Source organism: Bradyrhizobium sp. CCBAU 25360, from assembly GCF_028128695.1.
Taxonomy (GTDB): Bacteria; Pseudomonadota; Alphaproteobacteria; order Rhizobiales; family Xanthobacteraceae; genus Bradyrhizobium; species Bradyrhizobium ottawaense.
The window spans coordinates 68,215-80,314 of the sequence record NZ_LBJA01000029.1 but is presented as its reverse complement, the minus strand read 5'-3'; the positions used below and the strand labels follow the sequence as shown (position 1 = coordinate 80,314).

The following is a 12,100-nucleotide window of genomic DNA, read 5'->3' as shown; positions in this document are numbered from 1 at the left end:
GCTCAGCAGCGCCCCACTGCGTGCTGCGCTGCGTCCGGGGCACGAGAGCCGTGCTCCCGCACCCTCTTGAAGTCACTGCTGCAATGCACGATCTTGGGCAACGATGGCATCATCCGAAATCACGCTCGAGGCCGTACCTTCGATTGGCGAGGTATCCCGGGAGGACTGGGACGCCTGTGCCAATCCCGGCAAGGTTCTTAACGAAAAGGCCTGCAACGGGCTTGGCGCGGGAACCTCATCTGGACTTCCAGGCGATTCCCTCGGCCTCTCAAAACCTGCCTATAACCCGTTCGTCTCACACGCCTTTCTCTCGGCCGTTGAGAAATCGGGTTCGGCGACAATCCGCACGGGCTGGGGACCGCGGCATCTCGTGGCCAAGGTCGACGGCCGCGTCGCCGGTGTCGTGCCCTGCTATCTGAAATCGCATTCGCAAGGCGAGTACGTCTTTGATCGCGGTTGGGCGGACGCCTATGAGCGCGCCGGCGGACGCTACTATCCGAAGCTCCAGGTCTCGGTTCCCTTCACGCCGGCCACAGGCCCGCGCCTGCTGGTCCGTGACGGCGTCGATCACGAGCGCATCATGGACGCACTGGCGAGCGGGCTGGTAGCGCTCTGCGGCGTCAGCAAGGCCTCCTCCGTCCACGTCACCTTCGCGCGCGAGGCCGAGTGGAAGCTGCTCGCCGAGCACGGCTTCCTGCAGCGTACCGACCAGCAGTTCCACTGGCACAATGAGGGCTTTGCGAGCTTCGACGACTTCCTCAGCACCCTGAACTCGCGTCACCGCAAATCGATCAAGCGCGAGCGGCGCGATGCGCTCCCCGCCGGGATCACCATCCACTGGCTGACGGGAAAAGACATCACCGAGGATGCCTGGGACGCCTTCTTCGCATTCTACATGGAGACCGGCTCGCGCAAATGGGGCCGTCCCTATCTGACGCGGGAGTTCTTCTCGCTGATCGGCGAGACCATGGCAGAGGACGTGCTGCTGGTGATGGTCCGCCGCAACAATCGCTGGATCGCGGGCGCGATCAACTTCATCGGCTCGGACACGCTGTTCGGCCGCAACTGGGGCGCGGTCGAGCATCATCCGTTCCTGCATTTCGAGGTCTGCTATTACCAGGCGATCGACTTTGCCATCAAACGCGGCCTCACCCATGTCGAGGCCGGCGCGCAAGGCGAGCACAAGATCGCGCGCGGCTACCTGCCACGCACAACCCATTCCGCGCACTTCATCGCCGATCCCGGCCTGCGCCGCGCGATTGATGATTACCTCAAGCGCGAGCGCGCCTATGTCGCCGAAGCCGGACGCGAGCTCGCCGAGCTCGGCCCGTTCCGGAAAGGCGCCGACGAGGCGCCTTGACGTCTCGCCGTCGCTGGTGACAGTAAGCGCAAAATTCCAAGCGCAAGTTTCTCGGGGAGCCGCCATGACCGCCTACGACACCAACAACATCTTCGCGAAGATCCTGCGCGGCGAGCTGCCCTGCTCCAAGGTCTATGAGGACGAGCACGTCTTCGCGTTCCTCGACATCATGCCGCGCGTCCCTGGCCACACGCTGGTGATCCCGAAGGCCCCTGCCCGCAACATCCTCGACATCAAGCCGGACGACTACGCCCATGTCGCCCGCGGCGCGCACAGGATCGCCGCAGCCGCGATGCAGGCATTCAAGGCCGACGGCATCACCATCCAGCAGTTCAACGAGCCCGCCGGTGGACAAGTGGTGTTTCACCTGCACATGCACGTGATGCCGCGTCACGACGGCGTGGCGATGCTGCCGCCCGCCAGCCGCAAGGAAGATGCCAAGGTGCTGGAAGAGCACGCGGCGAAGCTGATCGCGGCGTTAAAGGGTTGATGTCATTCCGGGGCGCGCCCCCTTGGCGCGAGCTATGGTGCGCAATTGCGCACCTGAGAATCCATTTCACCACCGACTCTGACGCCTGATGGATTCCGGGCTCGCGCCTTCGGCGCGCCCCAGAATGACAGATCACTCCGTCTCGAAATCCCCTGGCTGGGGCGCCGCCAATGGCGTGAACTCGCACCGATCTGGCTTGATGTCGATCAGCGGCGTGTTGTCGAGGCAATCGAGCCCGCGCACCAGGATCGCATTGCCCTCGATGCCGACCAGCTTCACGATCGACGTGCCGATCGGATTTGGCCGCACCGGCGAGCGCAGCGAAAAGGTGCCGCGGGTTTTCTCGTTGTTCTTGGGGCTCTGCAGGATGATGTCGCGGCGCGACTGGTCGAGCCAATAGAGCACTTCGAGATTGCTGTAGAAATCGACGCCCTTGATGGCCGGCACGAACGGCTCGAAGATCTCGAGGCGGCAGATCGGGCCGTCCTGACGTCCCTGCCGCGGCGTCTCCAGCCGCGAGGTCCAGGGCGTGCGGATGCGGCCGATGAAAACGAGACCGGCGTCCTGTGTCGGTGGCAGCTCGATGGCGACCTCGCCCTCGCGGAGCTCCTGTTCGCGAACCATATTTCCTGTTCCTTGGCTGTTCGCCGGCGGTTTTAGCCCAACCACCACTTGCCGGCCAGCATGAAGACTTCGCCGGTCACGACGCCCGCAAAGATCGAGCGGCGGGTCAGCAGGAACACGACGAGGCCGGCGGCCACCGCGCCATAACGCAAGGTATCAGGCACGCTGGCCAGCGCACCCGGCGGCTCGACCACGATCTGGGCGATGACGCCGGCGAGGATGGCGGTGGCGACCGCCCTCACCCAAACCAGCAGTTCGGAGCCTTCGTCGATACCGCCGCCAAACCACAGGCCCAGCATGCGCCAGATCTGGTTGGGCACGACCCCGGCGACGAACAGCACCGCCAGCGCATGCCAGTCGCCGATCGCTTGCGCAAAACTCACGCGCGCACCTCCCGCCACCAATGCACGCCATAGGCGATCGTGCCGGCCACCACCCCGCTGACCAGGATATCGACACCGGAGTTCATCTTCGCGGCCAGCGGATAAAGCAAGATGCCCAGCACGAGCGCGACGACATCGGCCACCTCGCGGCTGTTGCGCGCAGTCGAGAACAGGAACGACAGCGGCGTCAGCAGCAGGATCGCCGCTCCAAGCGTCTGCGTCAGGTTGGCGGCGAGGAAATAGCCGACGGTGTTGGCGACGAGGCACACCGAGACGAGGCCACAGCCGAGCCCGTGAACGAAGGCGATGCGCCGTTCACGCGGCACCTGCGGCAGGAAACGGTGACACTCGACCCACAGCGTCACCGCGGTGAGATGCGCGGCAAAGACCAGCTCGCGCCGTTTGGTCGTCGGCGTCCGCATCAAGGGCAGCACCGAGACCACCATCGGGAACAGCCTGATGGCGCTGACGGTGACTGCAATCGCCGACTGGATGACGGTGGCGCCGGAGCCGAGCGTGGTGATCAGGATGATCTGCGCCGGCCCCGCCCAGACGAACAGCGTCGAGGCGAGCGCCCAGGCCAGACTGAAATGGGTGTCATGGGCCAGCGCGCCGATGCCGAGATAGGTCACGAACAGCACGATGGTGAGGATCGTCTGCGTGATCGAGCGCAGGCCCCAGCCGAAGGCAAGCCACCGGCTATTCCATTGTGGTGAATCGAGCGGAGGAAGCGCCACGGGAGTCTTGGCCGGGTTGCGGAATCGTGCCCGCATAACGGGCAATGCGGCGCCTCGCGTCAAGGAAGCGCGCGGCGGGGCTGGCATGCGTGACGCACCCAGCGCCGTCATTCCGGGGCGCGCCAAGCGCGAGCCCGGAATCCATCGGGCCGCAGAGACAGCCTCGCGATGGATTCCGGGTTCGCGACTTCGTCGCGCCCCGGAATGACAGCCTACCCCGCGACACCCTTGTTCTTCAGTACGAAGCACGCCCCGCCGGCCTTGCGGATGCGGTTGCACAGATCATCCGCCTCGCCGCGCGTGTCGGCGCCGATGCGCACCTGGTAGAACGCACGGGTGCCGCGGCTGCGCATCACCGAACTCAGCAGGCTCGGATCACGCTCGCCGATCGCGGCACCGAGCCGCGTGACCGCGCGGGAGTACATCGCCAGCGCCCTGTTACGGTCGAAGCCGGCGGCGAGCTGCACGCCCCAGGCCTTTGCGGCCGCAAGCTCCACATGCTGCTCGAGCTCGGCGACGAAAGCATTCGGCGCGCGCTTGAGCAGCGCCATCAGGTCGCGACAGCTCGTCGGCGGCGCGCTCGGCGGGCCCTTGCCGGTCGCGCCTGCCTTGGCCCAGGCATCGACGCTGGTGCCGGTGATGGCCAAGACATAGTTGCGGGTCTGCTCCGGCATGCCGCCGGTGCCGGCGAGCCATTCCTGCACGCGCCGCGGACCTGCGTTGTAGGCAGCGGCCGCGAGGCCGAGATTGCCGAACTGGTTGCGTAGCTCGTTCAAGAATTCTGCCGACTTCGGCAATGCCTGCACCGGATTGAACGGATTGAGCAGCCCGCGCTCGCTCGCGGTGCCCGGCATGAACTGCGCGATCCCCTGTGCGTGCTCGCCGCTGCGTGTCGTGGGACCTACCGCATCGGCCTGGAAGCGGCTTTCCTGCCAGATCACCCGGGCGAAGAATTCCAGCGGGAGATTGGCATCGCGCGCGGCGGCCTCGATGATCAGGCAGATCGACTCCCGCGTGTCGCTCTCGCGCGCCGACTCGGGCGATGGCAACGGTTTTGCGGGGGCTTCGGGGCCGAGCTGCGTGGGAGGAACCGGTGCGTCCTCGGCCAGCGCCGACGTGCAGACGAACGCTGCCACGAGCAGCTGCCAGATCAGCTTCTGGACCCCACCAAGCTGCATTTCGCTCCAAGCCCTTGAACTCGGGCCCCAAGGCAACTAGCAACGGCCGGAATAATCAACGCTGAGCTCGGCCAAAATGCGGACAATCTATTTTGATCTCGACGGCACACTCACCGATCCAAAGCCCGGGATCACCGGTTCGATCCAGTATGCCCTGAAAACACTCGACCAGCCGGTCCCGAGCCAGGACGAACTGACCTGGTGCATTGGGCCGCCGCTGCATGCCAGCCTGAAGAGGCTCGTCGGAACCGACGAACTTGCTGACCGGGCGCTGCTACTCTACCGCGAGCGGTTTTCCGAGGTCGGCCTGTTCGAGAATGCGCTCTATCAGGGCATCCACGACACGCTCGCCGCGGTGGCCGCGACGACGCCGCGCATGTTCGTGGCGACCAGCAAGCCCGCGGTCTACGCTACCCGCATCGTCGATCATTTCGGCCTGAAGCCGTATTTCGAGCGCGTGTTCGGGTCCGAGCTCGACGGCACCCGCGTCGACAAGCGCGATCTGCTGCGCTACGCGCTCGACGAGACCAAGGTCGACGCGAGCAGCGCCATCATGATCGGCGACCGCAGCCACGATGTGATCGGCGCCCGCACCAACGGCATGACCGCGATCGGCGTGCTCTATGGCTATGGCAGCGAGACCGAGCTCAGGGACGCCGGCGCGCATCACATCTGCGCCGCACATCCCGAGCTGCTCGGTCATTGCGTGGGCTAGGCGCTGACGGTCTCCACCGCCGTCAACATGCCGGTCTTGGCGTGGCAGTTCAGATATTCGAAGAACTGCTCGTCCGCAGCTGCCACCGTGACCTCGTGATAAAGTCGCAGCTTGGCTGACGGGCCGAGCGTGGACAGATACTTCATCGCGGCACCAAAAATCCTGACATGGGTTGGATGCGACTCCGCCCAGCGTTCGAGCGCCGCCAGGCTCTTCCACCAGCTCTGGCCGTAGGACTTTTCGCTCACGCTGCCGTCGGCCTGGAGCACCTCCATGTAGCGGTTGGCATAGCAGCCGATCGCAAGCCCCTCGTCGCGCAGGAAATCCATGCCCTCGCGCAGCACCGGCTCGACATCATCGAGATAGAGCTTTCGCTCGGATGCCTCGGTATCGCTCCAATCCTGCCCGGACCTGATCAGGCAGAGATTGTCGTGCGCCGTCACGCGCAGCCGCGCACCGTCCCGGATCAGCTCCGGCGCGCCACCGGGCGCCATCGCGTCGGTTTGCGACAGCGGAATACGGTCGCGCATGCCGCCCCAGTAAGCGTGCTCCTGCACCTCGCCGCTCATGCCGCCGGCGATCGAGGCGACGCCCTCAGTCCGGTCGGGCGAGGAGAACAGTGTCTCGTGCCGCGCTACAATGGGACGCAGCACTTCGACGAAGGTGCCGATGCCTTCGCGCTGCCGTCCGGTCCAGGCCTCGCGCGCCGCTTCGAACCAGGCGTCGAAGCGTGCGATGTCGTCCCAATAGCCCACCGAGCAGACGGTCTCGTATCCGGCTTGATCGACATAGTGCGCGCGATCCCAATGCGAAGGCCGCCTGCCGCAGCGAAATAGCGCGCGATGTCGGCGAGCGCCTCCGTCGCGGCCACCGGCGCCGTGCCGCGATGCTGCACGCCGAAATAGGCCATCACGACACGGCTCACGCCGGGCCTGTAGCGCGCCACAAAGGACGGATATGGCGGCTGGTAATCATCAGGCACGCGCTTGTGGCGCGTGCGCGGGTTTTCGAGATGCCGAGGAATTGCAGATTCCACGATCGTACCCTCCCCTCGATCTCGGTGATCAGCTCGCCGCCGCGGCGATGTCCGTGGGCTCGACGGTATCCACCGGCAAGGCAAATTGCTCGACGCGTTGGTACCGCTTCTTGTTCAGGAGCAACCGCGTCACGTCGGGCCGTGAATAATGCCCGGCCGGATCTGCCGCGTTCTTGGCAACACCGATGGCGCCGAGGTCGATCTCGGCGATCAATAACCCCTCCTGATCCGGCGCCAGCTTCTCGCCGATCTGGCTGCCGTCGGGACCGTAGATCGCGGCAAAGCCGCCGCCGGCATGCAGCAGCGCGTGCTTGTCCGGCCGGTCGCAAAGTTCGTCGATCATCGCTTGCGAGACCGTCGCGCAAGGCGCGAGCACGAAGCAAGAGCCCTCCACCGCATAGACGCGCGAAGCGGCGTTGTTGACCTCGGCGCCGAGCGCCGGCGCGAAGGGATCATAAAGCGAGAAGCTCGGCCAGGCCGCGACATGCACCTGCTCGTTCTGGGCGTACATCGCGTATTTGGACAGCGGCTGGAGATGCTCCCAGCAGCACAGCGCGCCGAGACGGCCGATGTCGGCCCTCGCATGCACGGCGAGATCGCTGCCGTCGCCCTCGCCGTAGACGGTACGCTCGGCATGGGTCGGCCGCAGCTTGCGGCGTTTGGCGATGGTCTCGCCATCGGGCCCGATCAGCCATTGCGCCAGATAGAGGCTGCCGCCGTCGCGTTCGGACAGGCCGATCACGGCGGTGAGCCTGGCCTTGCGTACGGCATCGCGCAAGCGCTCGGCCTGCGGGCTGTCATAGGACAGCGAGTTGTCGAAATAGCGCTGCACGAAGCCGCGGCCGATCGCCCAGGCCGGCGAGTCCATCCAGATATGCCAGGGGTAACCGGGGATGAAGGCCTCGGGAAAGGCGATCAGCCTGGCGCCCTTCTCCGCGGCCTCCCTGATCAGCGCGATCGACTTGTCGATGGAGGCGTCGAGATCGAGCCAGGCCGGCGCCGCCTGCACCACCGCCACCTTGTATTTCGGATGTTCGATGCCCATTGCCGCCTCCATTGCCGGTTGATCGGAAGCCATCTCCGATGCAGTCTATTGGGCCAAAGCGGGCAGCCGGCCGCTCGACCGCGGCGGAACAAAAACTCGACCGGCCGGGATTTTGGCCCGGTACGGGATTTGCCTCGGATCGGGCTGGATCTGCGCCAACATGCGATTTCGCTGGATGTGAAAGGGAGGCCTGCCGATGCCAATCCAGTTCACGACGGACGGCAGCCCGGGCTACCGGCGGCTCGCCCTCTGGCAGGACATCGTCTGCGACGTCTTCGTCGGGCTCGACTGCAAATCCGATCTCGGCAGCGCCTTTCGCGGCTCGGTCACGCAAATCCCGCTCGGAAAGGCCGTATGCTCCGAGGTCTGCTCCGATCGCCAGCACGTATTCCGCACGCCCTCCCGCATCGCGCGCTCGGATCAGGATTTCGTCCTGGTCGCGCTCGGCCATCGGGGCGACGGCGGCGTGGTGCAGGACGGCCGCGAGACTGTAGTTCATCCCGGCGAGTTCGCGCTCTACGACACCACGCGCCCCTATGAGCTGAAGTTCAACGACGCCTTCACGCAGACCATCTTCAAGGTGCCGCGCGAGATGTTGCAGCGCCGGCTCGGCGGCACGGAGACGCTGACCGCGATGTCGTTTGGCACTGAGGCACCGCTCGAGCGGCTCGCCTATGATTTCATCTTCCGGCTTTGCCAGAGTGCCGACCGGCTCGCCCCTGGCAACGCCGCTGTTCTGTCCGAACAGGCCGTCGATCTGCTCGCGATGGCGCTGAGCGAGCGGCTCGGCAAGACGTCGCTGCCATCCTCGACCCACCGATCCGCGCTGATTTACCGGCTCAAGGCGCATGTCCGCGCCCATCTCGCCGACCCCGACCTTTCATTGCCGGAGACCGCGGCCGCGCTCGGCATCTCGCCGCGCTACGTGAACGACCTTCTCGCCGACGAGGAGACCTCGTTCCAACGTTACGTCCTCGCCGAACGCCTTGCGCGGTGCCGTCGCGACCTCGCCTCGCCCATGCTCGTCCATCGCCACATCAGCGAGATCGCCTTTGCCTGGGGTTTCAACGACCTCTCGCATTTCGGCCGCGTCTTCCGCGAGCATTTTGGCATGTCGCCGCGCGATTTCAGGCAGAGCCAACTGCGGCACTGAGCAGCCATCTTCGCAAGCCTTCGTCCTGGACGAAGGCAACGCTCGCCAATTCCAGATTGTCTTGCGTTGCGGCGTGGATCAGGCTGCCACGCATGAGGACTCAGACGACGATAAGCGGAAACGAGCTGTTGCTGAGCGTCATCGCGATCCGTCTCGCCGTGCTGGTCGTGGTGGGATGGGGTTTGACTCTGCTGCCGCAGCAGACGCGCAATCGAGAGCTCGGCTGCGCTCCCCCATCCCAGGCAAGGGACGAGGCGAAACTTTCGGCGAAGCTTGTCGGCCCGCGCATCGTTGACGCCGCGTTCGACGATATGATTCGGCACGATTAGGGCGTCCGAGCAAGGCCGGTATGTGAGCGCGTGATAGGACAAGGCACCCGCTTGCGCTAACCTCGATGCCGAGGCCGCAACGATCAATCAGCGGCAGCCGAGGAGCATTTCGATGGAATACCGACGCTTGGGCCGGTCAGGCCTCATGGTGCCCGCTTTGAGCCTTGGCACCGGCACCTTCGGCGGCGTCGGCCGCCTTGCCGCGTGGGGCACGACGGACGCGACCGAGGCGCGGCGCCTGCTGGATATCTGCCTCGAGGCCGGCGTGTCGATGTTCGACACCGCGGACGTCTATTCGCTCGGCGAGTCCGAACGCGTTCTCGGCGAGGCCATCAAGGGCCGCCGCGACAAGGTGCTGGTCTCGACCAAGGCCACGTTTCGCTTCGGCGACGGCCCGAACGACATCGGCTCGTCACGGCAGCATCTGCTCGCAGCCATCGACGGTTCGCTGAGCCGGCTCGGCACCGACTACATCGACTTGTTCCAGCTCCACGGCTTCGACGCCTTCACCCCGCCCGAGGAGGTGCTCGCGACCCTCGATACGCTCGTGCGCGCCGGCAAGATCCGCTATGTCGGCGTTTCGAATTTTTCCGGCTGGCACCTGATGAAGTCGCTCTCTGTTGCCGACAAGCACGGTTTTCCGCGCTACGTCGCCAACCAGACCTATTATTCGCTGATCGGGCGCGATTACGAATGGGAGTTGATGCCGCTCGGCCTCGACCAGGGGTTAGGTGCCGTGGTCTGGTCGCCGCTCGGATGGGGACGCCTCACGGGCAAGCTTCGCCGAGGTCAGCCGAAGCCCGAGGTGAGCCGCCTGCCCAAGACCGCCGAGTTCGGCCCGCCGGTGCCGGACGAGCATGTCTATCGTGTCGTCGATGCCATCGACGAGGTCGCGAAGGAAACCGGCAAGAGCGTGTCGCAGATCGCGCTGAACTGGCTGCTGCAGCGCCCGACCGTATCGACGCTGATCATCGGCGCGCGCAACGAGACGCAGCTGCGCGAAAATCTCGGCGCCGTCGGCTGGTCCTTGACCAAGGACCAGGTCGCAAAACTCGACGCGGCGAGCAAGGTGACGCTGCCCTATCCCTACTGGCACCAGCGCACGACCTTCACCGACCGGAACCCGCCGGCGGTGTAGGCCTCGTTGAGCTGCATCAAGCCCGCTCGCGCCGGCCGTGGCACCATGCGGCCGTCGCGAGGCCGCCGATGCGCCGATCTGCCATGAAGGCTCTGTTCACGGTCCTCAATCTCACCCGCACCGAGCGGACGCGGATCGACCGGGACCGCGCCGTCCTGGTCGTCTCGACGGTGGTGACGCTCGGCCTCATTGCGCTCTACGTGTTCGGGAAATCGACAGCACGCTGGTAGGGTGCGCGGCCGTTCCGGTCGATGCCGACCGCCTGCGGCACAGGAACCGTCCGTGTCCTGCCGGGTTGCGATCCATCCTGCAATTTCCTAATCGGGAGACGGAACACGGCTCGAATCAAGCGCGCCTCCATCATGTCGTCCGCCCCCATCGAGCACGCCGACGGCCTGCCGCAGCCACAGCGCAACCAGGCGGTGCTGACCATTGCGCTGGGCATCATCATGGCGGTGGTCGACAGCGCCATCGCCAATGTCGCGCTGCCGACGATCGCGGCCGACCTCGACGCCAGTCCGGCCTTCTCGATCTGGATCGTCAACGGCTACCAGCTTGCGATCACGATCTCGCTGCTGCCGCTGGCTTCGCTCGGCGAGATCGTCGGCTATCGCCGCGTCTATCTGGTCGGGCTGGTGCTGTTCACGCTGGCATCCGCCTTCTGCGCGCTGGCGCATACGCTGCCGCTGCTCACGATCGCGCGCATCATCCAGGGCTTTGGCGCGGCCGGCATCATGAGCGTCAACGCGGCGCTGGTGCGCTTCACTTACCCGCGCAGCCAGCTCGGCCGCGGCATCGGGCTCAACGCGCTCGTCGTCGCCTTCTCCGCAGCGGTCGGCCCGACGCTCGCCGCAGGCATCCTGGCGGTCGGAAGCTGGCCGTGGCTGTTCGCCATCAACGTGCCGCTCGGCGCGGTGACGCTGGTGCTGGGCCTGCGCAGCCTGCCGCACACAAAGCCCGCCAGCCATTCGTTCGATTGGCAGAGTGCGGGGCTTTCAGCGATCACCTTCGGCGTCGGGATCGCAGCCGTCGACAGCGTCGGTCATGGCGAGGCCGCCATCACCTGCCTGATCCAGTTCGCCATTGCTCTGGTCGCAGGCGCGCTGCTGATCTGGCGCGAAACCCACATGACCTCGCCGCTGCTGCCGGTCGACCTGTTGCGCATCCCCGTGTTCGCGCTGTCGATCGCGACCTCGATCGCCTCGTTCTGCGGGCAGATGCTGGCCTTCGTCGCGATCCCCTTCTACCTCCAGAGCCGCTTCGGCTATTCGGCGGTGCATATGGGCCTCCTGATCACGCCATGGCCGATCGCGGTGGCGTTCGCGGCGCCGCTGGCCGGCCGCCTGGTCGAGCGTTATCCGGCCGGCCTGCTCGGCGGCATCGGCCTCACGCTGTTCGCCTGCGGCCTCGCCGCGCTCGCCTTCCTGCCCGCGGACCCCACACCGTTCGACGTGATCTGGCGCATGGCGCTGGCAGGTGCCGGATTCGGTCTGTTCCAGACCCCCAACAACCGCACCATGATCGCAGCCGCCCCGCGCGAGCGCGCCGGCGGCGCCAGCGGCATGCTGGGCACGGCGCGTCTGCTCGGCCAGACCACTGGCGCTGCACTGGTGGCGTTGTTGCTCGGACGGTATCCGGTTGAGGGGACCAGGCTGGCACTGCTCGCAGGCGTCGGGTTTGCACTCTGCGGCGCGGTGCTGAGCATGTTGCGGCTGTCTCCGGCTGGCGCGCGCGGCGCCGAACACGTCCGCGTGCAGGACGATCAGCGCCTGCGGGGCGACTGACAGAGCCCACCTTCCGGTGCCTGCTATTCCCGTGCACAACCCCTGCGTGGCTTAACTATCAGGATCAATGACCTATTGCCCTCGCGCTCCGGTTGCGCTTGATTGGCGCGGGGAATAAGGGGCACTTC

At 65.9% G+C, this 12,100-nt stretch carries 13 protein-coding genes and 1 pseudogene; 8 read left to right on the top strand and 6 right to left on the bottom strand.

Annotation, left to right across the window (positions count from 1 at the left end; genetic code table 11):
• Positions 1–103: 103 nt before the first annotated feature.
• Together XH81_RS06900 and XH81_RS06895 are read left to right on the top strand one after the other, a co-directional pair.
• Complete coding sequence (locus tag XH81_RS06900) at positions 104–1,360, top strand: GNAT family N-acetyltransferase (protein ID WP_028143961.1); 1,257 nt, start codon at positions 104–106, stop codon at positions 1,358–1,360.
• 64 nt (positions 1,361–1,424) lie between these two features.
• Positions 1,425–1,850 (top strand): HIT family protein, encoded by a 426-nt coding sequence (locus XH81_RS06895; RefSeq protein WP_028143962.1) that lies wholly within the window; start codon positions 1,425–1,427, stop codon positions 1,848–1,850.
• Positions 1,851–1,982: 132 nt separating this feature from the next.
• On the opposite strand, the gene tsaA is transcribed toward XH81_RS06895, so the two are convergent.
• From tsaA to XH81_RS06875, 4 genes are all read right to left on the bottom strand, one after another.
• A complete protein-coding gene (tsaA, locus tag XH81_RS06890) occupies positions 1,983–2,474 on the bottom strand; it encodes a tRNA (N6-threonylcarbamoyladenosine(37)-N6)-methyltransferase TrmO (protein ID WP_028143963.1) in 492 nt (163 codons plus the stop codon).
• A 32-nt stretch (positions 2,475–2,506) separates the two neighbouring features.
• Positions 2,507–2,857: an AzlD domain-containing protein gene (locus XH81_RS06885; protein WP_028143964.1), complete on the bottom strand. Its 351-nt coding sequence runs from the start codon at positions 2,855–2,857 to the stop codon at positions 2,507–2,509.
• Positions 2,854–3,594, bottom strand: a complete 741-nt coding sequence (locus tag XH81_RS06880) for an AzlC family ABC transporter permease (protein WP_028143965.1) — start codon at positions 3,592–3,594, stop codon at positions 2,854–2,856. Before XH81_RS06880 ends, XH81_RS06885 begins: the two co-directional genes overlap by 4 nt.
• Positions 3,595–3,806: 212 nt before the next feature.
• A complete protein-coding gene (locus tag XH81_RS06875; protein ID WP_028143966.1) occupies positions 3,807–4,772 on the bottom strand; it encodes a lytic transglycosylase domain-containing protein in 966 nt (321 codons plus the stop codon).
• A gap of 76 nt (positions 4,773–4,848) precedes the next feature.
• Here XH81_RS06875 and XH81_RS06870 point away from each other — a divergent pair, with 76 nt between their 5' ends.
• Positions 4,849–5,487 (top strand): HAD family hydrolase, encoded by a 639-nt coding sequence (locus tag XH81_RS06870; protein WP_028143967.1) that lies wholly within the window; start codon positions 4,849–4,851, stop codon positions 5,485–5,487.
• On the opposite strand, the pseudogene XH81_RS06865 reads toward XH81_RS06870, so the two are convergent.
• Both XH81_RS06865 and XH81_RS06860 read right to left on the bottom strand, forming a co-directional pair.
• Positions 5,484–6,523, bottom strand: a pseudogene (locus XH81_RS06865) (phenylacetaldoxime dehydratase family protein). The gene XH81_RS06870 and the pseudogene XH81_RS06865 overlap by 4 nt on opposite strands.
• A gap of 28 nt (positions 6,524–6,551) precedes the next feature.
• Positions 6,552–7,568 carry a carbon-nitrogen hydrolase family protein gene (locus XH81_RS06860; protein WP_028143968.1) on the bottom strand — a complete coding sequence of 339 codons (1,017 nt, stop codon included), beginning with the start codon at positions 7,566–7,568 and terminating at the stop codon, positions 6,552–6,554.
• A gap of 196 nt (positions 7,569–7,764) precedes the next feature.
• On the opposite strand from XH81_RS06860, the gene XH81_RS06855 reads away from it, so the two are divergent.
• The 5 genes from XH81_RS06855 (at position 7,765) to XH81_RS06835 (ending at position 11,972) form a co-directional block, all read left to right on the top strand.
• Positions 7,765–8,721 carry a helix-turn-helix domain-containing protein gene (locus XH81_RS06855; RefSeq protein ID WP_028143969.1) on the top strand — a complete coding sequence of 319 codons (957 nt, stop codon included), beginning with the start codon at positions 7,765–7,767 and terminating at the stop codon, positions 8,719–8,721.
• Between the two features lie 128 nt (positions 8,722–8,849).
• Positions 8,850–9,050: a hypothetical protein gene (locus XH81_RS06850; protein WP_240536453.1), complete on the top strand. Its 201-nt coding sequence runs from the start codon at positions 8,850–8,852 to the stop codon at positions 9,048–9,050.
• A gap of 112 nt (positions 9,051–9,162) precedes the next feature.
• Complete coding sequence (locus XH81_RS06845; RefSeq protein WP_038972432.1) at positions 9,163–10,188, top strand: aldo/keto reductase; 1,026 nt, start codon at positions 9,163–9,165, stop codon at positions 10,186–10,188.
• Between the two features lie 68 nt (positions 10,189–10,256).
• A complete protein-coding gene (locus tag XH81_RS06840; protein ID WP_162832277.1) occupies positions 10,257–10,418 on the top strand; it encodes a hypothetical protein in 162 nt (53 codons plus the stop codon).
• A 132-nt stretch (positions 10,419–10,550) separates the two neighbouring features.
• Positions 10,551–11,972 (top strand): MFS transporter, encoded by a 1,422-nt coding sequence (locus XH81_RS06835; protein WP_097668964.1) that lies wholly within the window; start codon positions 10,551–10,553, stop codon positions 11,970–11,972.
• Positions 11,973–12,100 lie beyond the last annotated feature (128 nt).